Origin of the sequence: Streptomonospora nanhaiensis, assembly GCF_026642255.1 — a bacterium.
In the GTDB taxonomy this organism is placed as follows: Bacteria; Actinomycetota; Actinomycetes; order Streptosporangiales; family Streptosporangiaceae; genus Nocardiopsis; species Nocardiopsis tropica.
On the sequence record NZ_CP113264.1, the window covers coordinates 3,375,961 to 3,400,629 of the forward strand.

The following is a 24,669-nucleotide window of genomic DNA, read 5'->3' on the forward strand; positions in this document are numbered from 1 at the left end:
CAGGGGAGGCGGTGGACCTGCGCCGGGTCCGGGGCCGCCCGATCACCCGGGACCGCCCCGACCGAGCCCCGGCCCGGGGGCTCGGAGGCGGTGCGGCCGGGGTCTACTGTTGCCTCCCATGACCCGCACCGAGATCGACATCACGGGGGAGCTCGTCCGCGGCCTGCTGCGTGAACAGCACCCCGACCTGGCCGACCTGCCCCTGAGCCTCGGGGCGCGTGGCTGGGACAACCAGCTGTGGCGGCTGGGCGACGATCTCGCCGTCCGGCTGCCGTGGGCGACGGAGTCCGCCGACGCGCTGCTGCACAAGGAGTACGCCTGGCTGCCCTTCCTCGCCCCGCGCCTCCCCCTCCCGGTCCCCGTCCCCCAGCGCCTCGGCGAGCCCTCCCAGCGGTTCCCGCGGCCCTGGATCGTCACCACCTGGGTACCGGGCACGCCCGCCGACCGCGCTCCCGCCACGCGCGCCGGGGCCGCGGCCGACGGCCTGGCCGCCTTCCTCACGGCCCTCCACCGGCCGGCCCCCGTGGGGGCGCCCGCCGGCCGCGACCGCGGGGGGCCGCTGGCCGGGGCCGCCGAGCAGTTCGCCGAGCAGCTCGACACGGCCACCGGGCTGGGGCTGGTCCCCGACCCGGACGCGGTCCGCGCCGTCTGGGAGGACGCCGTCGCCGCTCCCGTCTGGGCAGGCCCGGCGCTGTGGCTGCACGCCGACCTGCATCCGGCCAACGTCCTCACCGAGAACGGCGCCTTCTGCGGGGTGGTCGACTTCGGGGACCTGTGCGCGGGCGATCCGGCCTACGACCTCGCCGCCGCCTGGACCCTGCTGCCGGACGGCGCCGCCGACCGCTTCCACGACGCCTACCGCCCGGGCGCGGACGCCGCGACCCTGCGCCGTGCCCGCGGTTGCGCGGTGCTGCGCGCCCTCGTCGGGATCCTCGTCGGCGACGCCGGCGAGCACGGGCGCCCCGGCGGCAAGGCCGCCTGGGGCCCGCCCGCCCGCGCCGCCCTGCGGCGCCTCACCGCCCCGGCCCGCTGAACGGGGCCCGGCAGGGGGTCGAGGAGGGTTGCCGCAGGATTCGGCGGTAGGTGGCTGTCCGTGCCGCGTCCACTCCCGGACACGGAGCGGCCGGTGCCGGGCGGCGGGGCATGCTCACCGGGATCGGGCGCAGCCCGAGCGCCCCGGAAGGGAGTACCCGTGTGCACACCCCTCGCCCTTCGCCCTCACCACCACCGCCGAGTCCGGGCCGGCGCGGGTCAGTCCGTTACGGGGTCGGCGAGGACGTGGGACAGGACGCGGCGCTGCACGCCTCGCTGGTCGGGGCTCGACAGCCCGGCCATGGTCACCAGCGCCTTCCACAGCGCCCAGCCGCGGGCCCTTCGCCAGGTGTCGGACGGAAGGCCGACAGCCTCGCGGAAGACCGGGCGCTCCTCGGCCGTGAAGAACGTCCAGGCCATGACGAGGTCGCACGCCGGGTCGCCCACGGAGCAGCAGCCGAAGTCGATGACCGCGGACAGCGTGCCGTCGGTGGTGAGCAGGTTCCCCGCGGCGACGTCGCCGTGGCACCACGTGGGGGCGCCCGACCAGGCGGAGCGCACCGCCTCGGCCCAGATGCGCCGGCACGAGGCGGAGTCCACGGCGCCGCCGAGCCGCTCCAGGGCCTGCTCGACCTGATGGCCGTACACGCCGGGGTGGCACCCGCGGTGGTGCGAGTGGGCCCCGGAGGCCGGGCCCGGACCGGTCGGGGCCCGGCGCAGGGCGGTCAGGAAAGCGCCGAGGTCGCGCGCCAGCCGCGTTCGGTCGATGCCGGTCGCGGCCTCGACGGTCACGCCGGGCAGCCAGCGCCGCACCGACCACGGGAACGGGTAGGCCGCCGCCGGCCGGCCGGTGGCGACCGGCACGGGTACCGCGAGCGGAAGATGCCCGGCCAGCCTGGGAAGGCAGCGGTCCTCCTTCGCCACGGCGGCGACGTAGCCCTCGCCGCTGGGCAGCCGCACGACCAGCTCGTCGCCGAGCCGGAACGTCCGGTTGTCCCAGCCCTGGCGGGCTACGGGGCGTACAGGGAGGTCGCGCCACCGGGGGAACTGCTCGGCGACCAGGGCGCGCACGAGCTCAGGGGTGATGTCGGCCATGGCCGACAGTCTGCAGGAGCCCCGCCCCCTCCGCAGCCTTCACCGCGGGGCCCAGCGCCCCGGTGCGAACGCCGCACGGCTACGTCCGGGCCGTGGTCGTCGACCCCGCCGCCTGCCCCGTACAACACGACGGTCTACCGATCCACATCAAGGCCCCTTCGTCCGGCATGGCGAATTTCAGGAGTCGTTGCGCGGGGGCTCTCTCGTACCCGGATCCGTCAACCAGGGTGACTCACCGCCAATAAGGTTCACTTGTCGGGGATGAGGTTGAGAAAAAGGCGCGCCCCCTGTTTGAATGCGAAGGTGAGGAGTCGACATCCTTGTTTTCCTCAACCTCATGAAAGCAGGGTGGGACCCTCGGCCTCTTCCGCCACTCGAGGAGCCCGTGCGAATGTCGGGGATCTGCGATATGACGGGTGCATGGTGACACTGCCGCTCTCCGATGTCCTCTCCCCACAAGGACGAGCCTTCCGGGCTGTGCCCCAATCCCACGTGTGACCGCTACGTGCAGTTCTTGCACGAGATGAACGCCCCTGTGCGCACACGGGTCCGGCCCGAGTTCGGTTACCACAATCCACAGAACCTTCCCGTGGGCATGTACTACCAGGTCTGGACCTGCCCGGTCCGCAAGCGGTCGGTGGTCGTTTTCGAAGAGCGTGACGGCTTCGACGGCCTGGAGTTCTCCGCCGAGGAGGTCGCCGACGTGGCCGACCTCATCTACGAGGCGCTCTTCCAGATCTACGTGCAGCCCGCCCAGCGTGCAGCGTTGCGGGCTTCAAGGAAGGCCAAGCGGAACGCGCACCGGGCTCGCAGGAAAGCCGAAGCGGCTGTCGTCCCCCTGGGTGATGCAGATGCTCAGGGCCCTCTCGCGGAAACGACGAGCGAAAGCCAGGGACATCCGTCCGGTGCTGCGCTCCTCCCCGACCCACGGGCCCGCGCGAGCCCCCGCCCACCCGCGGGCGGTCCCGGCGCGGCCGGGCGGGGCGTACGGGCCCCTCGTTCCGGCGCCGGAACGAGGGGGCTCCCTGCGGCCCGTGTCCCGGGCCGGGTCCGGGACACGGGCGACGCGGCGCGTCGTCGCGCCGGGCCCTGCGGGGTGCCGCCGACCGTGCCGCCCGTCGGCGGCGCGGACGCCGGAGGCCCCCTCCTACCGCCCGGACGTCCCCGATCACACCGTCTGCATGCCGCCGTCCACGGGCAGGACCGCCCCCGTCACGTAGGAGGCGCGGTCGCTGAGGAGCCAGGCGGCCGCCTGGGCGATCTCGTCGGGGTCGGCCGCGCGGCGCAGCGGGGTGCGGGCGTTGAGGTGGTCGATGATGCCCGGCGACCTCTCGTCCCAGCCGCGCATCATGTCGGTCAGCGTGGTGCCGGGGGCGATGGCGTTGACGCGGATGCCCTCCGGCCCGTAGGTGGCCGCCGCCGATTCGGTGAGGCTGTTGAGCGCCCGCTTCGCCGCACCGTAGGAGGGCAGCGCGGGGTTGCCCCTCAGGCTGCCGACGGAGGAGGTGTTGACGATGGCGCCGGTGCCGGAGGTGGCCCGGATGGCGGCCACCTGGGCGACCATGGCCGTCCAGGGGCCCCTGAGGTTCACGGCGTAGACGTGGTCGAAGTCGGCCTCGGTCGCCTGGTCCATCGGGCCTGGCGGCACGGCGGTCGCGCCGTTGTTGAAGGCGACGTCGAGGCGGCCGTACAGGGCCACGGCGCGGTCGACGGCGCCGCGGATGCTGTCGCCGTCGGCCAGGTCGCACACCGCGTGGTCGGCGGTTCCGCCCGCGGCCCTGATCTCCTCGGTCACCGCCTTCAGCTGTTCTTCGGTCCGGGCCGCGAGCAGCACCCTGGCGCCCTCCCGGGCGAACAGGCGGGCCGCGGCGGCGCCGATGCCGCGTCCGGCCCCGGTAACGAGGGCGACCTTGCCGGCAAGAAGGCCCGTGGCGGCGTGGGCGGGGGTGTCGGTGGTCTGTGCAGTGTTCATGGAGGTGAGCCTGGCGCGGACCGCGCGGCCGATCCAGGCACCGGCGGTACCTGGCTACCGCCCCCGGCCGGCGTGCACACTGGGGGCGTGGACAGAAGAGAGCTGGCCGGATTCCTGCGCGGCAGGCGTGAGCGCATCGCCCCTGCCGACGTGGGGCTGCCCGCCGGGCCGCGCCGCCGCACGCCGGGACTGCGTCGCGAGGAGGTGGCGCAGCTGGCGTACATCTCGACCGAGTACTACACGCGGCTGGAGCAGGCCCGCGGTCCGCGCCCCTCGCGCGAGGTGCTCTCGGGCCTCGCCCGGGCCCTGCGCCTGTCGGACGCCGAACGGGACCACCTGCACCACCTCGCCGGCGCACCGCCCGGGCCACCGGTCGGCCCCTCGCGCGAGGTGCGGCAGAGCATTCTCGACCTGCTGGGGCGCCTGCCGCAGGCCGCGGCGATCGTGCTGTCCGCGACCTACGAGGTGATCGCCTGGAACGACCTTGCGGCCGCGCTCCTGGGGGACTTCTCCGCTCTGCCCCGGCACGAGCGCAACCTCGTGCGCCACGCCTTCCTCGCACCGCGCTCGGACACGCGGCTGCACGACCCCGCCGAGGCGGAGGCGTTCGCGCGCGCCGCGGCCGGGCACCTGAGGGCGGCCGCCGCCCGCTACCCCGACGACCCCGAGGTGGCCGCGCTGGTGGGCGACCTCCTCTCCGGCAGCGCGGAGTTCGCCCGGCTCTGGGCCGACCACGACGTGCGCACCGGTCCCGGCCTGCGCAAGACCCTCCGGCACCCGCTGCTGGGCGCCCTCACCCTCAACTGCGACGTCCTGGACATCGCCGACCGGGACCAGCGGGTCGTGATCTACACGGCCGACCCCGGCTCCCCGGCGGAGGAGGCGCTGCGCCTGCTGTCGGTGGTCGGCACGCAGCGCATGGACGTGCCGGGCTGAGTGGGACCGGGGCGGCTCCGGTGCTTCGGGGACCGGTTCGGACCGGCGGGCGCAGCCCCTCCGGCCGGGGCTCCCGGCCCCGGGGTCAGGCGACCGGGGCGGGGGCCTGGGCACCCATCCCCGACAGCAGCGCGTTGACGTCGCGCACGCACCCGCCGCACCCGGTGGTGGCCCGCGTGGTCTCGGCGATGGCCTCGCGGGTGCGCGCCCCGTCCAGCCAGGCCTGCTCGATGTCGGTGCGGGTGACCGCGTTGCAGCGGCACACCGGCGCCTCCGCGACCGCGCCCTGCCCCTCGGGGGCGGCGGTCGGCAGCCCCTGCAGCAGGGCCAGCCGGTCGGCGGGCACCGGGGCGCCGGTGTCGAAGAGCTGGGACAGCGTCGCCGCGGCCTCGGGGAATCCCAGGAGCACCGCGCCCACCACCTTCTCCTCGCACACCGACAGCTTGGCGTAGCGCCCGCCGTAGGGGTCGCTGATGGTGACCGTCTCCAGCCCTTCGGCGTCGTCGGCCTCGTGCACCCTGCCGAACGCGGTCAGCTCGATGCCCTCGGCCTTGAGCCGGGTCAGCGGCCGGGCCCCGGTGTAGAGGGCGTTCGGCGCCGTTCCCGTGAGCCGCCGGGCCAGGACGCCCGCCTGCTCCCAGCCGGGCTGGACCAGGCCCGCGCCGCCGCCCGGGTGCTGGGCGCAGTCGCCGATGGCGTGCACGCGGGCGTCGGAGGTGGACAGGGCGTCGTCCACGAGGATGCCGTGCTCGACCCCGATCCCCGCGTCCGCGGCCAGTTCGGTGTTGCCGCGCACCCCGGCGGTGACCACCAGGGCGTCGCCGGGCAGGATACGACCGTCGTCCAGTTCCAGGCCGGTGCCCGGGATCCACCGGGAGGCCACCCGCCAGGAGTGCACGGCCACGCCCAGGGCGGAGTAGCGGTCGGCCAGGATCCGGGCGGCGGGCTGGTCGATCTGGCGGCGCATGATCCAGGGGGAGGACTCCACCACCGACACCCGGGCGCCGCGTCCCACCAGGCCGCGCGCGGCCTCCAGGCCCAGGACCCCGCCGCCCAGCACCACCACGGGCGCGCCGGGCCGGGCCAGGGCCAGCAGGCGGTGGCAGTCGGCCAGGTCGCGCAGGGCGGTCACCCCCTCCCCCGGCGCCCCGTCCGGCGCGGTCGCCCCGGTGATCGGCGGGAAGGCGGCGCGCGCGCCGGTGGCCAGGACCAGTTCGTCGTAGGCCAGGTGGCTGCCGTCGTCCAGGGCGACGGTGCGCCGCTCGGTGTCCAGGGCGGTGGCCGTGACGCCGGTGCGCACGGTCACCCCCGGGGTGTCGGGGACGGGGAGCCGGATCTGGTCGGCGCTGTAGTCGCCCGCGACGATCCCCGACAGCAGGACCCGGTTGTAGGCGGCGTGGGGCTCGGTGCCGACCACGCTCACGTGGACGCGCTCGCCCTTGGGGTCCAGGCGCGCCACCTCCTCGGCGAAGCGGGCTCCGACCATGCCGTTGCCGACGACCACGATCTGACGCGGGGACGCGCCCTGCACGGTGCTCAACTTCTGCCTCCTGGTGTGGGGTGTGCGTTCCCGGGCTGCATCGGCCGGGTGGACGGGTGCGGTGCGGGCGGCGGCGCCCGCGGCGGACGGGATCAGAGCTCGGGTTCCAGGCGCACGGCGCTGACCTTGAACTCGGGCATGCGGCTGGTGGGGTCCAGGGCCGGGTTGGTGAGGTTGTTCGCGGCCTGGTCCCCGGCGAAGTGGAAGGGCAGGAACACGGTGTCCAGGCGCGCGGTGGGCGACAGGCGCACCCGGGCGCGGGTGCGGCCGCGCCGGGAGGTGACGCGGGCCCAGTCCCCCGCGGCCAGTCCGGCGCGGGCGGCCGTGTCCGGGTGCACCTCCACGTACGCCTCCGGTTCGGCCCGCCCCAGTTCGGGGACGCGGCGGGTCTGGGCGCCGGACTGGTAGTGGCCCATGAGCCGCCCCGTCGTGGCGACCAGCGGGTAGTCGGCGTCGGTGGCCTCGGCCGGGGGCCGGTGGGACACCGCGAGGAACCGGGCGCGGCCGTCGGGGTGGGCGAAGGAGTCCAGGAACAGGCGGGGCGTGGGCGCGGCGTCCGCGCGCACCGGCCAGTACAGGGCCTCGCCGGAGTCGAGCCGTGCGGGGGTGACCCCGGAGTAGTCGGCGGCGCCCCCCGCGGAGGCACGGCCCAGCTCGGCCAGGACGGTGTCGGGGTCGGTGGCGAAGCGCTCGGGGGGCTGGCCCAGCCGCACGGCCAGGTCGGAGAGCACCTGAAGGTCGGTGCGCACCCCGGGGGGCGGCTCGGCGGCCCGGTTGCGGCGCAGGACGCGCCCCTCCAGGTTGGTCATGGTCCCCGACTCCTCCGCCCACTGGGCGACGGGCAGGACGACGTCGGACATCGCGGCGGTCTCCGACAGGACGAAGTCGGCGGTGACCAGGAGGTCCAGGGCGGCCAGGCGGGAGCGCACGCGGCCGCTGTCGGGGGCGGAGACCGCCGGGTTGGAGCCGAACAGCAGCATGGCGCGCGGCCCCCCGGCGGTGCCCAGGGCGTCCAGGAGCTCGAAGGCGGAGCGGCCCGGCCCGGGCAGGGTGTCGGGTTCCACGCCCCACACCCCGGCGACGTGGGCGCGGGCGGCGGGGTCGTCGATCCGGCGGTAGCCGGGGAGCTGGTCGGCCTTCTGGCCGTGCTCGCGCCCGCCCTGGCCGTTGCCCTGCCCGGTGATGCACCCGTAGCCGGAGCCGGCGCGGCCGGGCAGGCCCAGGGCGAGGGAGAGGTTGATCCACGCCGAGACGGTGTCGGTGCCCTTGGCGTGCTGCTCGGTGCCGCGCCCGGTCAGGACGTAGGCGGAGCGGTTGCGCGCGGCGGCGCCGAGCAGGTCGGCGGCGGCCCGGATGTGCGCGGCGGGCACGCCGGTGACCTGTTCGGTGTGCTCGGGCCACCAGGCGGCGGCGTGCTCCCAGGCGGCCTCGAAGCCGGTGGTGCGGGAGGCGACGAACTCCTCGTCCACCCATCCCCCGACGCGTACGGCGTGGAGCAGGCCCAGGGCCAGGGCGAGGTCGGTGCCGGGGCGGGGAGCCAGGTGCAGGCCGCCGTTGTCGAGGGCGACCTGGGCGGTGGCCGAGCGGCGCGGGTCGACGACCAGGAGGGCGGGCGCGGACAGGTGGCCCATCATCGGCGGCATGGTCTCGGCGGGGTTGGCCCCGGCCAGCAGGACCGCCTCGGCCCCGCCGACGTCGGAGAGGGGGAAGGGCATCCCCCGGTCCAGGCCGAAGGCCCGCATGCCCCCGGCCGCGGCCGAGGACATGCAGAACCGGCCGTTGTAGTCGATCTGGGAGGTGCCCAGGGCCAGTCGTGCGAACTTGCCCAGGGTGTAGGACTTCTCGTTGGTGAGCCCGCCGCTGCCGAACACCGAGACGGTGTCGGGGCCGGACTCGGCGGCCAGGGCCAGCAGGCGCTCGGCCACGTGGTCCAGGGCGGTGTCCCAGTCCGTCTCCACCAGGTTCGAGCCGCGGTCCTTGCGTATCAGGGGCCGGGTGAGGCGGTCGGGGACGGTGAGGACCTCGGCGGAGGTCCACCCCTTGCGGCACAGTCCGCCACGGTTGGTGGGGAAGGGGGCCGGGCGGGCGGCCAGGCGCCCGTCCGGCCCGGGCTCCAGGCGCATGGCGCACTGCAGCGCGCAGTAGGGGCAGTGGGTGGTGGTCATCGCGTGGTGGTCTCCGCCGCGTCGGCCGCCGGTGCGGCGGTTCCGGCGGCCCGGGCGCCCTCGGGGGTGCGGGCGGGCTTGCGCAGGTAGACGGCCCAGGTGACCAGTGCGCACAGCAGGTAGAAGGCGCCGAAGGCCAGGAAGGCGGGCGCTGTCGACCCGGTGGCGGCGAACGACTCGCGGAAGGTCACGTTGATGGCGACCCCGCCCAGTGCGCCGACGGCGCCGATCAGTCCGAGCATGGATGAGGAGACGCGCTTGGTCCGGGCCAGGGCCTCCTCGCGGGGCTCGCCCGCGGCGATGGCGTCCTCCGCCTTGGCGGCGTAGATGGACGGGATCATCTTGTAGGTGGAGCCGTTGCCCAGGCCGGTCAGGACGAACATGACCGCGAACGCGCCGATGAACAGGCCCAGCTGGGAGGCCTGGACGGCCAGGACGAGCACGGCGGCGCAGGCGGTCATGGCGGCGAAGACCCACAGGGTGACGCGGGCGCCGCCCAGGGAGTCGGCCATGCGTCCGCCGACCGGGCGGATGAGGGAGCCGATGACGGGCCCCAGGACGGCGATCCCGGCGGACTGGACGGGGGCCAGGCCGAACTGGGCCTGGAGCAGGAGCCCGAAGGCGAACCCCGTGCCGATGAACGACCCGAAGGTGCCGATGTAGAGCAGCGACATGATCCAGAAGTGGCGGTCGCGCGTGGCCGAGAGCTGCGCGGGGATGTCGCTGCGCACGTTGACCAGGTTGTTCATGGACCGCCACGCCCACCAGGCGGCGAGGAGGATCAGCGGGGCGTAGAAGAGGGGGACCAGCTGCCCGGCGGAGGTGGTGAACAGGGCGATGACGGCCAGGCCCACGAGCTGGACGGTGGCGACCCCGATGTTGCCGCCGCCGGCGTTCAGGCCCAGCGCCCACCCCTTCTCCCGTTCGGGGAAGTAGGAGTTGATGTTGGCCATGGAGGAGGAGAAGTTGCCGCCGCCCAGGCCGGCGGTGGCGGCCAGGGCCAGCATCAGCCAGAAGGGCGTGTCGGGGTTCTGGACGAGGAGGAACGCCGCGCCCGTGGGGATCAGGAGCAGGGCGGTGGAGACGATGGTCCAGTTGCGGCCGCCGAAGATCGGCACGGCCAGGGTGTAGGGCACGCGCAGGATCGCGCCGACCAGGGTGACCGCCGACAGGAGCAGGAACTTCTGCTCGGGTGTGGTGGAGAAGCCGTGTTCGGGGAGCATGAACAGCACGAGGACCGACCAGATGCTCCACACGGAGAACCCGATGTGCTCGGAGGCGATGGAGGCCCACAGGTTGCGGCGGGCCACGGGACGGCCCTCGCTGTTCCAGAACCCCTCGTCCTCGGGGTCCCAGCGGGAGATCCAGCTCTTACCGGTGCGCTGGGCGCGCTGGCCAGACGTCACGACCGGGCCTTCCTTCTCGACGGCTGATGGCGGATTCGACGGATACCGATGAAACCGAAGGTAGGAAGCCCGCGTTGCCTGGACGTGTCGGGCCGTAACACGCGGGAAACAGTCGGCTCACCCGGGCGCCGTGCGGGCGGTGAGGCCGACGTTCTCGCAGGTGGGGGTCGTGGCCTCGGCGCGGGGGTGTGGCAGGGGACACGTCGGGTCGGTCAGTCCTTCTTGTCGTCGCCCCCGGCGTCCGTGTCGCCGTCGGTCTCCTCGCCCTCGTCCCGGTCCTCGTTCTCGGCGCCGTCGTCCTCGGGCTCGTCGCCGCCGCCGGTGAACGAGCCGAGAGCGACGCCGAGGGCCAGGCCGATGCCGATGCCCAGGGCCAGGTTGTCCATGACCAGACCGAAGGCGGCGCCGAGGGAGAGCCCCAGGGCCAGGCCGATGCCGATGTTGTTCTTCGTGCTCATGCGTTCCTCGTGTCCGGTGGCGGCCGGGGCCGTGTCGTCCGCACACGCCCCGTGATTCCCAGGCGTCACAAAGGTAGCGTGGTCGGCGTTCTCGTCCCACTCGGAGACGAACAGGTGGGTACCCGCCCCGGTCCCCCGTCCGGCGGTCGGATGTTGCGAGGCGGGCGCGGGGCCGTCCGCCCCGGGCGGGGGCGGGCGGGGCCCTCCCGGCGGAGGGCGTCAGTCGAGCGGCGCGACGACGTGCTTGCGGGCGCTGTCGTAGATGATCTGGCTGCGGAAGCTCGTCACCTCCCGCCGCTGGGTGAGCCTGTCGATGAGGAAGCTGTGCAGGGTGTCCAGCGAGGGCACCGACACGTGCACGAGGAAGTCCTGTTCGCCGGCCACCACGTAGACCGCCAGCACCTCGGGCAGGGCGAACATCGCCGCCTTGAACCCCTCGATGACCTGGCGGCTGGGCGGGCGCAGCTGCACCGACACGAACGCCTCCACCGGCCTGTTGAGCGCGGCCGGGTCGATGTCGGCGTGGTAGCCGCGGACGACCCCGCGCCGGTGCAGCAGCCGGACCCGTTCCAGGCAGGTGGAGGGGGCCACGCCGAGTTTCTGGGCGAGGGAGCGGTTGGTCTGCCGCGCATCCTGCTGGAGTTCGCGCACGATCGCCGAATCTAGTTCGTCCATGCCCTCCAGCCTAGAAGCCGTGGCGAATAGTGTTCGGAACCAGCCCTCAACCCGCGTGCGTATGGCTAGTTTCTGGACGGCTGGAACGTCATATGAACGGGGAAATCATGACCATGGACACCAAGCTCGTCGTCATCCTGCGCGAGGACCTGCCTCCCGCGATCGCCGCCAACGCCGGCGTGGTGCTCGGGCTGGCACTGGGCGGACGCCTGGAGAACTCCGTGGCCGCCGACACCAAGGACGCGGACGGCGGGGTGCACGCCGGGCTCAACCCCCACCCGGTGCCGACGCTGGTCGCCTCCGGCGAGCGGCTGCGCGAGATCAAGGCCGGGGCGGACGAGCAGGACCTGACCGTGGTGGGGTTCAACGAGGTGGCCCGCCGGTCCCGCGACTACGGCGCGTACATGGACGCGCTCGCCGCCACCCCGGCGAGTGACCTGGAGTACGCGGGCGTGGCACTCCACGGCCCCCGCACCGTGGTCAACAAGCTCACCCGGCAGCTGCCCCTCATGCGCTGAGGCCGGGGCGCGCACCCGGCGGCCGACCCGCGCCGGGCGGGCCGTGGTGGGACACCCGGCCACTCGTGTGGCACGGTGGCACTGTGAGATCCCTGGTGGAAGTCCTCGACCCCTCCACGGCCCCGCACGCCGACCTGGCAGCGTGGGCCTCGGTCTACGCCGACGGGCAGAGCGAGGTGTCCGGCAGCGCTCCCGAACCGGAGGCCCTGGTGCGGCAGCTGCTCCGGACACCGGCCGGGGAGGCGTGGCGCTGGTCGGCCCGGGCGGAGCCGGGCGATCCGGTCCAGGGGGTGGCGGAGCTGCGCCGCCAGCCGCACGACGTGAGGCTCGGCTTCCTGCGCCTCTTCGTCGACCGGGCGGCGCGCCGCCGGGGGCTGGGACGGGCCCTGCGGGAGGCGGCCGCCGCCGAGGCGCGCTCCCTGGGCGTGGTGGGACTCCAGAGCACGGTGCTGGCCGGGCCCCCGGGGGAACCCTTCGCCAACAGCAGCCCCTACCTGCGCACCCTGCTGCGCCTGGAACTCCAGAGGCAGTACCTGGACGAGGAGACCCTGCGGCGCTGCTGGGGCGTCGCCTCCAGGCCCAGGCCCGGATACCGGCTCACCCACTGGCTGGACGAGGCCCCCGACGCCCTGGCGGCGTCCTTCGGTCGGGTGCTGGACCACGTGCTCGACTCCCCCGGGGCGATCCTCCAGACGGGTGCGCGCAGCTGGGGCGCGGACCAGGTGCGCGAGTGGGAGCGCCGGATGACCGACGACGGCTCGCGCCTGGTGGTGGGGGCGGCGCTGGACCGCACCACCGACGAGGTGGTCGCCGCCACGGTGAGCACGGTGACGCGGGGCCCGGTGGCCGACCAGCACGACACGGCCGTCCTGCCCGGGCACCGGCGCCGGGGCCTGGCCAGCCGGGTCAAGGCCACCCAGGCACTGCGCGTCCACGACCTGTTCCCGCACGTGGAGGCCATGGCGGTGACCATCAACCGGGAGAACGCCCCGATGCTGGCGGTCAACCGCTCCCTGGGCTACCAGAGGGTCAGCGAGCGGCTGCTCGTGGAGGAGTCGCTGGTCCACGAGGGGTGAGGAGCGGTCGCGGCGCGGCCGGGTTCCGACGGCGCGGTGTTCTGGCGGCGCGGTGTTCCGGCGGCTCAGTCGCGGTAGCGCGCCGTGAGCGCCTCCAGCTCCTCCAGGGAGGCCACGCGTTCGACCTCGGCCCCGGTGAGCTGGTCGATCATGTGCCGGTAGCCGTGAGCCTGCTCCCTGGTGGGCAGGCCCCCCGCGTGGAGCAGGGGCAGACCCAGCTCCATGCCGCACACCGCCCGCGGCTGCACCCGGTGGGGGCGGCTCGCCACCGACCAGGCCACCCGGACGGCGTGCTCGTTGCCCGGCGGGACCCCGGGACGGTCGACCTCGCGGGCCGCGTAGCGGAACCCGTCGGCCAGGTCGCACGGGACGCAGCCGCGCTCGCCCGACCCCAGGCTCTCGCCGCACCCCTCGCAGGTCAGGCGGGCGAGCGCGGCGTCGACCACCCGCCACTCGAACTGGTCGGGGCCCTCGGCCACCAGCCGGGCCAGGTCCTGTTCCTCCGGGCTGCCCGGCTCGGCGCCCCAGACCGCGCACACCCGCGACCAGGCCCGCTCGACCTCCGCGCCGATCAGCTCCATGGCCTCGGCCAGTTCCCGGCTGCGCCACCGCCGGCGCGTGCTCCCCATACGGGCACGCTAACCCGGACCCCTTCGGGGCGCGAGGGGATTTCCGCCCTCGCACGGGGAACCGTGCGGGATGCTGGACTCTCCTATCCGCAGGGGTTTCCCGCCCCTGTCACGTGAAAGGCGGCGCACAGTGGAGTTCGACCCGGCGATGTTGGCCGACGAGGGGTCCAAGGTCCTCGTGCAGGAGATGACCCGGACCGGCTGGGAGCTGGTGAAGGGCGGTTTCGCCCGGGTGTTCGGCCGCGGCGAGGCCGACGAGGCGACCCTCGCCGAGCTGGAGACCTCGCGCGAGGAGGTCCTGGAGGAGGACGAGGAGCTGACCGAGAGCGTGCGGGGGATGTGGAAGGTGCGGCTGCGCCAGCGCCTGAAGAACGACCCCGAGGCCGTCGCGGAGCTGCGTGCCCTCCTGGACGAGATCGCGCCCGAGCCGGAGAGCCGGGGCGGTGTCACCAACATCCACCACGGCGACGTCCGGGACCAGGGCATCCTCATCCAGGCCGGGAGCATCGAGGGGGGCGTCCACCGCCACACCTACCAGGGCGACCACGTCGACATGCGCGGCGCGAAGGCCGGCGGCGACGTGATCGGGACCCAGTACAACGACGGAAACCGCCGCCGGAAGAGCTGACCACGTGGGCCAGAAGAAGAATAAGTCCCCCAAGAGGCCCGGCTCGCGCGTCGACATGTGCGAGCCGGTGCCCCGGCGGGACGCCATCGGGGTGCCTACGAGGCGGGTGTCCACGCGACGCTGAGCAGCGGTTCGTTCAGCGTTTATCGGATGGAGGACCCCTCCCCCGAAGTCGGCTACGTCGAGACCCCCAAGGGTGCCCTCTACATCGAGACTCCCGACTCCGACTCGATGATGGAAATGTACGATCGCCTGTGGGAAGTCTCCCTCTCTGCCGAGGAATCGGCGGAGTTCATCTTCACTGTCAGCAAGGAACTCACGTGACCGACAAGCAGACGCAGGCCACCGATCCTCAGGTGCTGGAAGGCGCTGCCTGGCACATCAGCAGCTTCAGTGCCGACCGGGGCGGGAACTGTGTCGAGGCCGGTCCGCTGAACGACGGGACGGGCCGGGTCGCGGTCCGCCACAGCCACTTCCCCGACGGTGCGACGATCCTCTACACCCGCCAGGAATGGGAGGCCTTCACCCGGGGCGTCCGCGCCGGAGAGTTCGACTTCCCCGAATAGGTCCGTGGCGCGGGGCCGGGCCCGCCGACCTGGAACCCCTCAGACCCGGTGGCCGTCGAGGGAGCAGGCGTACAGGTACAGGAGCGCGTTCATGGACGTGCCGCCGACCAGCTTGCGCTCCCGCACGAGTGCGGGGACCCGGTCCAAGGGGACCCACTCGATGCGCTCCGCCTCCCAGGTGTCGGTGGGCTCCCCCATGTGTTCGGCCCCGTCGGCGACGAACACGTGGTGCTCGCTGTCCATCAGCCCGTGGGAGGGCTGGGCGTACACCAGCGGCCGCAGCGGGCCGGGCCGCCACCCCGTCTCCTCCTCGACCTCGCGGGCCGCGGCCGCCTCGGGGGCCTCTCCCTCGTGCAGGCCGCCCATGGGGATCTCGTAGGTCCAGGTGTCGGTGATGAACCGGTGCCGCCACAGGAGCAGCACGTTGCCGTTCCCGTCCCGCACCACCGCCCCGGCCCCGCCCCGGGTGCGGATCAGCCTGTGGCCGAACCGCTTCCCGCCGGGCAGCTCGACGTCGGCGATACGGACGTCGAGCCACGGGTCGGTGTAGAGGGGCTTCTCCGAGTGGACGGTCCAGCGCACGAGTGCTCTCCCGGTGAACGAGGGTGGTGGCCGCCGACGGCGACGCCGTGGGTGTACCCCTGCGGGATGCTCCCCACCCGGGCCCGGAGGTCACGCGTGACCGACCTCGCGCCCGTCCCTCCGCCTCGGCTCCCCCAGAACCTGGGTGAGAGCGTCCTCCACCCGGGCGAGCAGATCGCGTCCGAACACGCACAGGCTGCCCTCCCACGGATGTCCGAACGTTCCCAGGCGCAGGTCACGGGTCGCATAGATGTAGTAGTCCCCGTCGGGGAGAACCTGCCCTGGAGCTCGGGGCAGGCCGGGACCCTCCACCCGGGCGGGGTCGAACCGGTAGCCCTGGTGGTTCCAGTCCAACCAGTACAGGGGTTCGCCGGGTAGGACGGAGTCCAGAAGGCCGCGCAGCACCGTGTCCTCGATCGCCTCGTCGGGACCGTCCAGGAACCAGGTGGCGGAGTCCGGGGGTTCGACGATGCCCGGGTATCTCTCCACGCTGGGGGCGAAGGAGAAGCGTTCGTCGAAGCGGTCCCACAGGTCGTCGTGCTCCGGATCGGAGAGGAGCATCTGGACGGGGCGCGTGGTGGCGGGGGTGCCAGGCGGAACCCAGTGGTAGGAGCGCACCGTGGTGATCTCGTGGAACCCCGAGCGCCGGAGCACGTCACGGAGCGGGCCGTCCGCCTCGGCGAGCATGAAGCGGGCTCCGGAGTTGAACCAGTCCCACCAGCGGGGCCAGGACGGGCCGAGTCGGCGCGCCCGCAGGGAGGGGAAGACCGGGTTCGGCTCACTCATCCCGCCGACGGTCACGAACGGTGTTCCTGTGAGCACCGAGGCCCACCCCACCGCTCGCAATCGGTCCGGGGACCCCTCGTCCACCAGGTGCAGCGTCCGGTCGGCGTGGTCGAACCCGTCCACGCGCGCCTCGGGCAGCGGGGTCCGGTGCGGACCTGAGGCGTCGGCGATTTCGAGGGCCCGAGTTGAGGGGTGGATGCCGGCTTCGATCAGTCGGAAACCCGGCGGGGGGTCGGCCTCCGGTATGTCCTCCACCGGTGCGACCAGCACGGACCGCTCCCATCCGGGGGTGAAACCGGCGCCGGTCAGGGCCTCGGCCAGGGCCGGGCTGTCGTGCGCGTGCACTCGCCACTCGACCGGTTCGACCCGCCTGGCGAACTCCTCCTTCTGGCGCAGGACGAGGCGGGTCAGGTCGGCCCCGGCGGTGTCGCGGTGGTCGACCTGCCCGTGGGTTCCGTAGTGGACGCGCACCAGCGGTCCGTCCTGTGCGACGACCGCCCCGAGCGGCGAGGGCACCGGGACGCGGGCGCGTACCAGGGCGTCGTAGAGGGCCAGGGGGTCGTCGGCGTCCGTTCCCGGTGCCTTGCTCCAGGTGGCCCCGTTCAGCGTTGGGTCCCGGCCGTGCCGCCGGAGGGGCCTCCGGACCTCGACGTCCGGGCCCCGTCCACCGCGTGCTGCCGGACGGTTGGGGCAGATTTCCCTGTCGTGCCTGTGGCCATGGGCGGGATCCTGCAGTCCTGCCACGACGCGGAGGTCCGCGTCGGTGCGGGATCCGGAGCGGCGGTCGTTCGCGGTCTCAGGCAAGGCCCGCCCAGGGGTCCTCGCGCCGCCACAGGGTGGGGAAGTGCAGGGAGACCCCCTGTTCGGCGGCGAGCCCGCCGAGGACGCGCATGGTGGTGTCCAGGTCGTCCGCGGGGCGGGGCAGTGCGCGCAGGGGTTTGTCGAGTGGCCGGAAGAAGTCGTCCCAGTGGATGAGGACGGCCCGGCGCGCCCCCACCGCCCCGACCGTCTCGTGCCAGTAGGTCCGGATGTAGTCGTCGTCCCGGCTGCCGAGCTGTCCCACGCCGAGGTAGGCCACGTCGGCGGAGTGCCCGGCGAGGGCGCCCGGCACGAACCCGGCGCTCCCCTGGATCAGCGCGGAGGCGCCGCCGGTGTGCCGCAGCAGGAGGGACCACGCCTCGCCGCAGCGGTACGCGGAGACCCGGACCGGGGGTGTGACGGGCGCGTCGATGTCCCCGGGGAAGCGGTCGGGCGGGCAGTGGCGGGACTCGACCGGGGTCAGGGTGAACGGGCCGTACGCCAGGGGTTCGCCCGGCACGGCGCGGACGATCCTGTCCTCGGGCAGGCCGCCGCCGCGCCCGATGTTGGCGGTGGACGCGCCGCCGACCAGGCGGGCCCCGGTGCGCAGGGCGACCGCCGCCGAGTCCATGGCGTGGTCGAAGTGGGTGTGCACGGGGAGCAGGGCGTCGAGCGTGGCCACCCCGGCCCGTGCCAGGGCGGCGTCGATCCGTGCGGGGTCGGGGGCGATGCGCCGCAGGCCCACGGCGGTCAGTGACGGGCGGGAGAAGAACCCGTCGGTCATGACGGCCGAGTCCCCGTCCCGCACGAGGAGCGTGGAGACCCCCAGGAAGGTGACCGAGGGGCCGGGGCCGGCCCCGGCTTCCGGGAGGTCGAAGAGGCCGGTGCGGCGGGAGAGGTCGGGGCGACCGAGGCGGACCTTCATGGGGCGGAGTCTAACCAGGGCCCCTCCGGTCGGAGCGGCGCGGGAAGCCCTCCGGGCCGGCGTCGTCACCGAGAAGTGCCGAGTGACCGCCGGTGAACCGGCGGTTCCCCGGCCGGCGGGCACGGGATCCGGCGGCCGGCCCTCCCCCGCGGCCCGCGGAGCCGGGGCCGGGCCGGAGGACAATGGGGACGTGCTCATCCGACGACTGCGCCACGCGGCCCTCCTGGAACATGTCAACATCGTCCTGATCGCGGTGGTGGCCCTCGGCGTCCTGGGCATGCCCGCGAGCCCCGCCAACCTGGCCGGGCTCGGCCTGGTCGCGCTGCTGCTCCTGGAGGGCGGGGCCTACTGGTGGCTCAAGGTCCACCAGCTCAGGGTCCGCGCGCCCCGCCCTCCCTGGATCGGCGTCTTCCGGACGCTGGGCCGCCTCAACCTCGCGCTGTTCGCCCTGGGCGGTGCCGTCATCGCCGGAGCCCTGGCCACCGGCGCGTCCGGCGCGCACGTGTGGCCGGGGGCTGCCCTGTGGGGGTTCGCTGTGCTGGAGCACGTCAACTACTTCCACCTCCAGCTCTCCCACCAGTGCCGGGCCGACCTGGCCCGGCTCCGCCGCACCCGGCGCCTGCACCCCTCACCGCTGGCCCGTGACCTGCGCGGCCACCGCGATCGCACGTCCGCTCCCCGGTAGCCGGGGCGACCGCGCGAACGGTGGCCGCAGCCCTGGCGCACCCGGGCCGGGGCGGTCGTCAGGACGGACCGGCCGCCGGTCTTCTCCACGAACGCCTCGACGCCTGCTGGCCCCACTACCTCTCGCTGCCGCGTTCCGACGGCCCTCCTTTACAGTGGGTCTTCGTGCTTTACGGAAGATCTGTGGAAATCGGCGCGCTCGACGAAGTGATCGCCAGGGCCGGCCACGGCCGCGGCGGGGCGCTGGTGCTCCGGGGCGAGGCCGGCGCCGGCAAGACCGCCCTGCTCGACGCAGCGGCCGAGCGGATCGAAGGGATGGGGGTGCTGCGGACCGGCGGCGTCGAGTCCGAGTCCGATCTGGCGTTCGCGGCGCTGCACCAGCTGCTGTGGCCGGTGACCGGACTGCTCGACGCGCTGCCCGGGCCGCAACGCGACGCCGTGCGAGCGGCCTTGGGGCACGCCTCCGGCGGCACGGGCGACCGCTTCCTCCTGGGCGCCGGCGTGCTGTCGTTGCTGGTGGAAGCGGCGGGCCCGGAGGGCCTGGTCTGCGTGGTCGACGACTTCCAATGGATCGACCGTGCGTCGGCCGACGCGCTGCTGTTCGCCGCCAGGCGGCTGGGCACCGAACGGATCGCGATGTTGTTCGCCGTCCGCGGTGACGCCCCCGTCAAGGGCGTGCCGTCGACGGTGGACGTGCGCGGCCTGCCCGAGGACGCTGCGGCCGAGCTGCTGGAGTCCCGGCACGGGCTGCCGGCCGCCCCGGTGCGACGGGAACTGATCAAGCTGACCGGGGCGAACCCCCTGGCCCTGGTCGAGATCGCCGCCCGGCTGACGCCCGCGCAGCTCGCCGACCGCGAACCGCTGCCCGACCCGCTGCCCGGCGGCGCCCGGCTCTACGGCGACCGGGTGGCCGGGTTGTCCTCCCCCGCCCGGCTGGTCGCCCTGCTCGCCGCAGTCGAGACCGACCTCGAGGTGGTCCTGCGTGCCGCCGAGCGGCTGGCGTCGGGGCCGGAGGCGGTGGCGGTCGCCTTCGCCGAGCTGGAGGAGTGCGGGCTGGCCGGGGCGTCGGGCACCGGCGTGCGCTTCCGCCACCCGCTCATGCGATCCGCGGTCCACGAGGCGGCCGCCCCGGCCGAGGTCCGCCGCGTGCACGCCGCCCTGGCGGAGCTGACCGCGGGCGACCGTAGGGCCTGGCACCTGGCCGGAGCCGCTCTGGGCCAGGCCGAGCCGGTCGCCGTCGCGCTGGCGGAGGTCGCCGGGCGGGCTCGCGACCGTGGCGGGTACGGCGCCGCCGCCACCGCCCTGACCAGGGCCGCCGAGCTGACCCCCGAACCACGCGCCCGCGCCGCCCGGCTCAAGGACGCCGCCGTTTCGGCCTGGCTCGCCGGTCGGCCGGGACAGGCCGAGTCGCTGCTGGCAGAGGCACGAGAAGGGGCCGGCGGCGACAGCACGCTCGCGATGGAGATCACCCGGCTCCGCGGTCGGTTCGAGCTGAACTCGGGCAACGCCGCCGAGGCCGTGCGGATCCTGGCGGCGGGCGACAGCCTGGACATGCTGGCCGACGCCGTGGAAGCGGCCTCCCACGTCGGCGACACGGCCGCCGTCGTCGAGCTCGGCCGACGGGCGACGGCGCACCCCGAGGGGTTCCTGCGGGACACGGTGGCCGGTATCGGGCTGACCCTGGACGGCGACGCCGCCGGACCGGGACTGCTGCGGCGGGCACTGGCGCGGGCCGACGAGCTGGACGACGCGGTGGGCTGCCTCTGGGCGACGGCCGCGGCCAGCGCTCTGGGAGAGTCGGACCTGGCGACCGGGATGGCCGAGCGGGCCGGGCGAGTGGCCAGGGTGTCGGGGATGGCCGGACAACTTCCCGTCGTGCTGGGGTTCGTGGCGACCGCCGACCGTCTCGCGGGGCGGCTCGCGCACAGCCGGGCCGTCTCCGAGGAGGGCCTGGCGCTGGCGCGGGAGGCAGGGTACGAGAACACGGTGGCCGCGCACCTGGCCAATCTGGCGGTGCTGGCGGCTCTGCGCGGCGAGGAGGAATCCTGCGAACGGCAGGCCCGTGAGGCGCTGGCCATCGCCCTGCCGCACCGGGTGGGGCTGAGCGCGGGGGTGGCCTCCTACGCGCAGGCGATGCTCGAGTTGTGCCTGGGCCGCTACGCGTCGGCGCGCGACCGTTTCCGGGGCCTCGCGGTGGCGGGGCCGGGCGCGGGACATCCGACCGTGGCCTGGCGGACCATGCCTGACCTGATCGAGGCCGCGGTGGGCGCGGGCGACGAGACCGGTGCCCGAGCCGCGCTCTCGGCCTACGAGCGGTCGACCGAGCACGCCGTGACGCCGGAGTCGCGCGCGCTGCTGGCCCGCTGCCGGGGTTTGGCCGAAGCGGACGAGGAGGCTTTCGGGGAGGCGCTGCGGCTGCACACCAACCCGTTCGAGGCGGCCAGGACGGCGCTGCTGCTGGGCGAGCGCCTGCGCCGCGCGCAGCAGCCGGGCCGGGCGCGAGCGCACCTGCGGACGGCGTGGGAGGTGTTCGAGCAGGCCGGCGCCCGGCCATGGGCGCGGCGCGCACAGGAGGAGCTGCGGGCGGCGGGCGAGTACGGCAGCGCCCCGTCCCCCGGCGTGCTCGACGCGCTGACCCCGCAGGAACTGCGCATCGCGGGCCTGGTCGCCGACGGGTTGTCGAGCAAGCAGATCGCCGCCCGGCTCTTCCTGAGTCCTCGTACGGTCGAGTACCACCTGTACAAGATCTATCCGAAGCTGGGCATCGGCTCCCGTACGGATCTGGCGCGGCTGGTAGTTCTACGGAAGGCCCCCGTGGCCGGGGACGACATGCTGTGAGGCATGCAGAACGTGACCATCTGGAGTGAGGGGTTCGGCGCCGAGACGGACGCGCCGATCCTGTTGATCATGGGTTCGATGTCGCAGGGCATCCTGTGGCCGGACGAGTTCGTCGGCCGCCTGGCCGCCGGAGGCCGCCGGGTGATCCGGTACGACCACCGTGACACCGGTATGTCGGGCACCGTCGACTTCGCGACCGCGCCGTACACCTGGAACGACATCAAGAACGACGTCTACCGCGTGCTGGCGGCCCACGGCCTGGAGAGCGCCCACCTGGTGGGCCATTCAGCGGGCGGGCTGCTCAGTCAGCTCATCGCCGTGGAGGCGCCGGAGCGGGTGCGGTCGCTGACCGTCATCGCCTCCTCGCCGCTCGGCGGCGGCGAGAGCCAGGTGCTCGTGCGGGCGCTGACCGGTCAGCCGCAGTCCGAGGGCAGCCTGCCGGCGCCGGAGCCGGAGTTCGTGGAATTCTTCCGCACGCTGATGGCCTCCCCGCCCGCCCAGGACCGCCGCACCCTGATCGACGGCATGATCGCCGAGCAGCGCGTGCTGCACGGCACCGGACTGCCGTTCGACGAGGACGCGGCGCGCCGGCTTCAGGAACGCGTCTACGACCGGGCGCGCGACCTGTCGGCGGCGGCCAACCACCGGCTGGCCGCGGGGGCCGGCCCCGACTTCGAGCCGGTGGACGCGCTGCACCGGGTGCAGGCGCCCACGCTGGTCGTCGAGGGCAGCCACGAGCCGGTCAAACCGGGTCACGGCGCGTTCATCGCCGAGCAGATCCCGGGGGCCCGGCTGATGACCGTGGCGGGCATGGGGCACACGCTGCCAGTGGAGACCCACCAGGAGCTGGCCGACGCGATCCTCACGCACACGGCCGAGTGAGGAAGTCTGTTGCAGAACCCCTGCGTCCCCGCCATCGAAGTGGCGGACCTGACTCAGCGCTTCAGCACCGCGCTCGCCGTCGACCGGCTCAGCCTGAGCATCCCGCCGGGGATGTTCTACGGCATCGTGGGGCCAAACGGCGCCGGTAAGACCACCATCCTGGCGGCTGTGTGCGGGCTGCGCCGTCCGACCGCAGGCACGGTCAGGGTCGCCGGTCATGATCTGCGCACCGCGAGGGAGGCCGCGCTCGCGCAGCTCGGCGTCATGATGGACGGGTTGTCCTTGCCCGAGCGACTGACCGCCGCCGAGATCCTGCGCTACAGCGCGGGGCTGCGCGGCCTGGACGACGGCTGGCGGGCGCGGGCGGGCGACCTGCTGGAGATCCTCGGACTCGACGCGGTTCCACGCACGCTGATCGTGGAGTACTCCACAGGTATGCGCAAGAAGATCGGTCTTGCTCTGGCACTGCTGCACCGGCCCCGGGTACTCGTACTGGACGAGCCGTTCGAGGCGATCGACCCGGTCTCTGCCCGCTCCATCGAGCATGTGCTCAAGCAGTACGTCGACGCCGGCGGCACGGTGGTCCTGTCGAGCCACATCATGGACTTCGTCGAGCGCAATTGCCGGCGGGTCGCGGTGGTGGTCGGTGGCCGGGTGCTGATCGAGGGGCCGGTGGAGCGAGTGGCCGGGGACTCGACACTGAACGAGCGGTTCGTCGAGCTGGTGGGCGCAGATCCGGTGCGCCCGCTGGAATGGCTGTCATGACGCGCGCCTTGTTCGCGCTCAAGCTGCGCCTGTTCCGCAACGGCCCGCACGACGAGCGCGTTTTCAGCCTGGTCACCGGACTGATTCTGGCCGCCCTGGTGATCGCGGGCGCGTCCTCGGCCACCCATGGCGTGATCCACGAGGGCTGGATCGCCGTGGCGCTCACGGTGTGGGGCGGCATGTGGCTGTTCGGGCCGCTGGCCCAGCCCCGCCATGAGCCGTCGGTCATCTCCCACGAGTGGTTGCGCGGATATCCGCTCCGGCCGTGGCGGCTGGCACGTGCACTGTCGTGGACCGAACTGCTGGGCGTCGGCCCGCTGGTCACGCTGGCGTGCCTGTCGTCGCTGGTGGTGCTGGCCGCGCCGGGCGGCGCGGCGGCGGTGGTGGTCGCCGTGGCTGCGGTGGCCGCTCAGCTGTACCTGCTCGTCTGGGCGGGCAGGACGGTGGCGGCACTGGCCGCCTGGCTGCTGCGGACCCGGGTCGGGATGACGCTGGCCGCCGTGCAGACCGCGATCATGCTCGCGCTGTCGTTCGCCGGATGGGTGCCGGTCGCGGCCTGGCTGCTGCCGCGTCTCGGCGAGGGGGACACAACTCTGGTCGCCCCCGCGACCGAGCGACTGCCCGAGCCGATGATCGACGTGCTCGCCGCAGCGCCCACCGGCTGGGGGTACAGCGCGGCGCTCGCCGCCCGCGACGGAGCCGGGACGGGACCGGTCCTGCTGCCTCTGGCGGCACTGCTGACCGTGGGTGCCCTGTTGCAGCTGTGTTGGATCGCGCTGACGGTAGGCGCCCTGCGCCGGCCGCCTCGCCCGGCGAGTCCGCGGCGGCTCTGCGTACCGGGACGCGACCTGTCCTTGCCGTTCGTGACGCCGGAGGTGGCCGCGGTCGCCTCACGAGAGCTGGTCACCTGGCTGCGCGACCCGGCGCGCGGCGTCGAGCTGCGCAGCGCCTGGCTGACACCGCTGCTGATGGCGCTCGTCATCGCCTCCTCCGGCTGGAGCTGGGCACTGCCCCTGGCAGGCCCGGCGGTAGCCGTGTTCGGTGCGATGGTCGCGATCAACACCTACGCCCTGGACGGCACGGCGCTGTGGCAGCTCCTCACCACACCGGGTGCCCTCAAGGCCGACGTTCACGGGCGGATGGCAGCGTGGGCACTGGTATTCGGCCTGCCGTCCGTCGCGCTGGCGGCCGTGTTGTGGGCCGTGACCGGCTCTCCCCTGGGTGGCGCCGCCTTCGGCGGCGCCATCACCGCGGCTGCGGTGGGCTGCGCCGGGGCACCGCTGCTCGCCCTCCTGATGCCGGCCGTGGGAACCGACGCCCGCGATCGCATCCACCCGGGACAGCAGGCGGGCGATCCGAGGGGTGGACAGATGACGATCTTCCCCGTGGTCCTGCTGGCCGCCGTCCTGCCCGGCGTCGTCGGCGGTCCGTGGTGGGGAAGCTTCCTCGCCGCGGTTCTCGTGGCCGTCGTCGTGGGCGTGATACCCCTGTTCACCGTTGGCCTGCTCCAGCAGCGCGGTACCGGCCTGCTGGAGGCGATGGCCACCCGCGGCACCGCGGTTCTGCGCGCAGCCGCCCGGACGAAGAGCTGACCGGCCCGCGCCGCCGACGCGGTCGCCCTCGCTGTTCGTGTGTCGTCGACGAACGCGTCACCAGCCGCGTACGGGAGGTGGGAAGACCGGGACGGGCCTGCAGGGGCGGAATCCGACCGGC

General features: G+C 74.1%; 23 protein-coding genes. 12 read left to right on the forward strand and 11 right to left on the reverse strand.

Annotated elements, in window-relative coordinates:
- The first annotated feature begins 118 nt into the window (after nucleotides 1-118).
- Complete coding sequence (locus tag OUQ99_RS14485; RefSeq protein ID WP_267949980.1) at nucleotides 119-1,033, forward strand: aminoglycoside phosphotransferase family protein; 915 nt, start codon at nucleotides 119-121, stop codon at nucleotides 1,031-1,033.
- A 218-nt stretch (nucleotides 1,034-1,251) separates the two neighbouring features.
- Here the strand turns inward: OUQ99_RS14485 and OUQ99_RS14490 are convergent, their stop codons facing one another.
- Nucleotides 1,252-2,127 carry an aminoglycoside phosphotransferase family protein gene (locus OUQ99_RS14490; RefSeq protein ID WP_267949981.1) on the reverse strand — a complete coding sequence of 292 codons (876 nt, stop codon included), beginning with the start codon at nucleotides 2,125-2,127 and terminating at the stop codon, nucleotides 1,252-1,254.
- 1,168 nt (nucleotides 2,128-3,295) lie between these two features.
- Nucleotides 3,296-4,099 carry an SDR family NAD(P)-dependent oxidoreductase gene (locus tag OUQ99_RS14495; RefSeq protein ID WP_267949982.1) on the reverse strand — a complete coding sequence of 268 codons (804 nt, stop codon included), beginning with the start codon at nucleotides 4,097-4,099 and terminating at the stop codon, nucleotides 3,296-3,298.
- Nucleotides 4,100-4,186: 87 nt separating this feature from the next.
- On the opposite strand from OUQ99_RS14495, the gene OUQ99_RS14500 reads away from it, so the two are divergent.
- Nucleotides 4,187-5,035, forward strand: coding sequence for a helix-turn-helix transcriptional regulator (locus OUQ99_RS14500; RefSeq protein ID WP_267949983.1), 849 nt, complete (start codon nucleotides 4,187-4,189; stop codon nucleotides 5,033-5,035).
- 85 nt (nucleotides 5,036-5,120) lie between these two features.
- On the opposite strand, the gene OUQ99_RS14505 is transcribed toward OUQ99_RS14500, so the two are convergent.
- From OUQ99_RS14505 to OUQ99_RS14525, 5 genes are all read right to left on the reverse strand, one after another.
- Nucleotides 5,121-6,575: an FAD-dependent oxidoreductase gene (locus OUQ99_RS14505; protein ID WP_267949984.1), complete on the reverse strand. Its 1,455-nt coding sequence runs from the start codon at nucleotides 6,573-6,575 to the stop codon at nucleotides 5,121-5,123.
- Nucleotides 6,576-6,667: 92 nt separating this feature from the next.
- Nucleotides 6,668-8,740, reverse strand: coding sequence for a molybdopterin oxidoreductase family protein (locus OUQ99_RS14510; protein ID WP_267949985.1), 2,073 nt, complete (start codon nucleotides 8,738-8,740; stop codon nucleotides 6,668-6,670).
- Nucleotides 8,737-10,146 (reverse strand): MFS transporter, encoded by a 1,410-nt coding sequence (locus tag OUQ99_RS14515; protein ID WP_267949986.1) that lies wholly within the window; start codon nucleotides 10,144-10,146, stop codon nucleotides 8,737-8,739. The genes OUQ99_RS14510 and OUQ99_RS14515 overlap by 4 nt, the downstream gene beginning before the upstream one ends.
- A 212-nt stretch (nucleotides 10,147-10,358) precedes the next feature.
- Nucleotides 10,359-10,604, reverse strand: a complete 246-nt coding sequence (locus OUQ99_RS14520) for a hypothetical protein (RefSeq protein ID WP_267950592.1) — start codon at nucleotides 10,602-10,604, stop codon at nucleotides 10,359-10,361.
- A 219-nt stretch (nucleotides 10,605-10,823) separates the two neighbouring features.
- Complete coding sequence (locus OUQ99_RS14525) at nucleotides 10,824-11,279, reverse strand: Lrp/AsnC family transcriptional regulator (protein ID WP_267949987.1); 456 nt, start codon at nucleotides 11,277-11,279, stop codon at nucleotides 10,824-10,826.
- 107 nt (nucleotides 11,280-11,386) lie between these two features.
- On the opposite strand from OUQ99_RS14525, the gene OUQ99_RS14530 reads away from it, so the two are divergent.
- Both OUQ99_RS14530 and OUQ99_RS14535 read left to right on the forward strand, forming a co-directional pair.
- Nucleotides 11,387-11,797, forward strand: coding sequence for a DUF2000 domain-containing protein (locus OUQ99_RS14530; RefSeq protein ID WP_267950380.1), 411 nt, complete (start codon nucleotides 11,387-11,389; stop codon nucleotides 11,795-11,797).
- A gap of 83 nt (nucleotides 11,798-11,880) precedes the next feature.
- Nucleotides 11,881-12,873, forward strand: coding sequence for a GNAT family N-acetyltransferase (locus OUQ99_RS14535; RefSeq protein WP_267949988.1), 993 nt, complete (start codon nucleotides 11,881-11,883; stop codon nucleotides 12,871-12,873).
- Between the two features lie 65 nt (nucleotides 12,874-12,938).
- Here OUQ99_RS14535 and OUQ99_RS14540 read toward each other — a convergent pair whose 3' ends face one another.
- Complete coding sequence (locus OUQ99_RS14540; RefSeq protein ID WP_267949989.1) at nucleotides 12,939-13,502, reverse strand: hypothetical protein; 564 nt, start codon at nucleotides 13,500-13,502, stop codon at nucleotides 12,939-12,941.
- Nucleotides 13,503-13,632: 130 nt separating this feature from the next.
- Between OUQ99_RS14540 and OUQ99_RS14545 the strand changes: the two genes are divergently transcribed.
- Genes OUQ99_RS14545 through OUQ99_RS14555 form a run of 3 tightly spaced genes read left to right on the forward strand, consistent with a single transcriptional unit; the run spans nucleotide 13,633 to nucleotide 14,696 of the window.
- Nucleotides 13,633-14,130, forward strand: a complete 498-nt coding sequence (locus tag OUQ99_RS14545; protein WP_267949990.1) for a hypothetical protein — start codon at nucleotides 13,633-13,635, stop codon at nucleotides 14,128-14,130.
- A gap of 57 nt (nucleotides 14,131-14,187) precedes the next feature.
- The gene (locus tag OUQ99_RS14550) at nucleotides 14,188-14,454 is read left to right on the forward strand and encodes a Scr1 family TA system antitoxin-like transcriptional regulator (protein ID WP_267949991.1); all 267 of its coding nucleotides are present in this window, start codon (nucleotides 14,188-14,190) and stop codon (nucleotides 14,452-14,454) included.
- Nucleotides 14,451-14,696 (forward strand): DUF397 domain-containing protein, encoded by a 246-nt coding sequence (locus OUQ99_RS14555; protein ID WP_267949992.1) that lies wholly within the window; start codon nucleotides 14,451-14,453, stop codon nucleotides 14,694-14,696. Before OUQ99_RS14550 ends, OUQ99_RS14555 begins: the two co-directional genes overlap by 4 nt.
- A 39-nt stretch (nucleotides 14,697-14,735) precedes the next feature.
- Here OUQ99_RS14555 and OUQ99_RS14560 read toward each other — a convergent pair whose 3' ends face one another.
- The 3 genes from OUQ99_RS14560 to OUQ99_RS14570 form a co-directional block, all read right to left on the reverse strand.
- Nucleotides 14,736-15,278, reverse strand: a complete 543-nt coding sequence (locus OUQ99_RS14560) for an NUDIX domain-containing protein (RefSeq protein WP_267949993.1) — start codon at nucleotides 15,276-15,278, stop codon at nucleotides 14,736-14,738.
- Nucleotides 15,279-15,368: 90 nt separating this feature from the next.
- Nucleotides 15,369-16,868, reverse strand: a complete 1,500-nt coding sequence (locus OUQ99_RS14565; RefSeq protein ID WP_267949994.1) for a DUF2716 domain-containing protein — start codon at nucleotides 16,866-16,868, stop codon at nucleotides 15,369-15,371.
- Entirely contained in the window at nucleotides 16,861-17,787 is a 927-nt protein-coding gene (locus tag OUQ99_RS14570) for an MBL fold metallo-hydrolase (RefSeq protein ID WP_267949995.1), read from the reverse strand. The genes OUQ99_RS14565 and OUQ99_RS14570 overlap by 8 nt, the downstream gene beginning before the upstream one ends.
- Nucleotides 17,788-17,977: 190 nt before the next feature.
- On the opposite strand from OUQ99_RS14570, the gene OUQ99_RS14575 reads away from it, so the two are divergent.
- From OUQ99_RS14575 to OUQ99_RS14595, 5 genes are all read left to right on the forward strand, one after another.
- Complete coding sequence (locus tag OUQ99_RS14575) at nucleotides 17,978-18,472, forward strand: hypothetical protein (protein WP_267949996.1); 495 nt, start codon at nucleotides 17,978-17,980, stop codon at nucleotides 18,470-18,472.
- A gap of 164 nt (nucleotides 18,473-18,636) precedes the next feature.
- Nucleotides 18,637-21,309: a helix-turn-helix transcriptional regulator gene (locus OUQ99_RS14580; RefSeq protein ID WP_267949997.1), complete on the forward strand. Its 2,673-nt coding sequence runs from the start codon at nucleotides 18,637-18,639 to the stop codon at nucleotides 21,307-21,309.
- Between the two features lie 3 nt (nucleotides 21,310-21,312).
- On the forward strand, nucleotides 21,313-22,191 hold the full coding sequence (locus OUQ99_RS14585; RefSeq protein ID WP_267949998.1) for an alpha/beta fold hydrolase: 879 nt from the start codon (nucleotides 21,313-21,315) through the stop codon (nucleotides 22,189-22,191).
- Between the two features lie 9 nt (nucleotides 22,192-22,200).
- Nucleotides 22,201-22,956 (forward strand): ABC transporter ATP-binding protein, encoded by a 756-nt coding sequence (locus OUQ99_RS14590; protein WP_267949999.1) that lies wholly within the window; start codon nucleotides 22,201-22,203, stop codon nucleotides 22,954-22,956.
- Complete coding sequence (locus tag OUQ99_RS14595) at nucleotides 22,953-24,548, forward strand: hypothetical protein (protein WP_267950000.1); 1,596 nt, start codon at nucleotides 22,953-22,955, stop codon at nucleotides 24,546-24,548. Before OUQ99_RS14590 ends, OUQ99_RS14595 begins: the two co-directional genes overlap by 4 nt.
- Nucleotides 24,549-24,669 lie beyond the last annotated feature (121 nt).

Excerpts from the sequence above, each read along its gene's own strand:
- OUQ99_RS14485 (WP_267949980.1), top strand. The coding sequence starts at position 119 with ATGACCCGCACCGAGATCGACATCACGGGGGAGCTCGTCCGCGGCCTG.
- OUQ99_RS14490 (WP_267949981.1), bottom strand. The coding sequence starts at position 2,127 with ATGGCCGACATCACCCCTGAGCTCGTGCGCGCCCTGGTCGCCGAGCAG.
- OUQ99_RS14495 (WP_267949982.1), bottom strand. The coding sequence starts at position 4,099 with ATGAACACTGCACAGACCACCGACACCCCCGCCCACGCCGCCACGGGC.
- OUQ99_RS14510 (WP_267949985.1), bottom strand. The coding sequence starts at position 8,740 with ATGACCACCACCCACTGCCCCTACTGCGCGCTGCAGTGCGCCATGCGC.
- OUQ99_RS14520 (WP_267950592.1), bottom strand. The coding sequence starts at position 10,604 with ATGAGCACGAAGAACAACATCGGCATCGGCCTGGCCCTGGGGCTCTCC.
- OUQ99_RS14525 (WP_267949987.1), bottom strand. The coding sequence starts at position 11,279 with ATGGACGAACTAGATTCGGCGATCGTGCGCGAACTCCAGCAGGATGCG.
- OUQ99_RS14530 (WP_267950380.1), top strand. The coding sequence starts at position 11,387 with ATGACCATGGACACCAAGCTCGTCGTCATCCTGCGCGAGGACCTGCCT.
- OUQ99_RS14540 (WP_267949989.1), bottom strand. The coding sequence starts at position 13,502 with ATGGGGAGCACGCGCCGGCGGTGGCGCAGCCGGGAACTGGCCGAGGCC.
- OUQ99_RS14570 (WP_267949995.1), bottom strand. The coding sequence starts at position 17,787 with ATGAAGGTCCGCCTCGGTCGCCCCGACCTCTCCCGCCGCACCGGCCTC.
- OUQ99_RS14585 (WP_267949998.1), top strand. The coding sequence starts at position 21,313 with ATGCAGAACGTGACCATCTGGAGTGAGGGGTTCGGCGCCGAGACGGAC.
- OUQ99_RS14595 (WP_267950000.1), top strand. The coding sequence starts at position 22,953 with ATGACGCGCGCCTTGTTCGCGCTCAAGCTGCGCCTGTTCCGCAACGGC.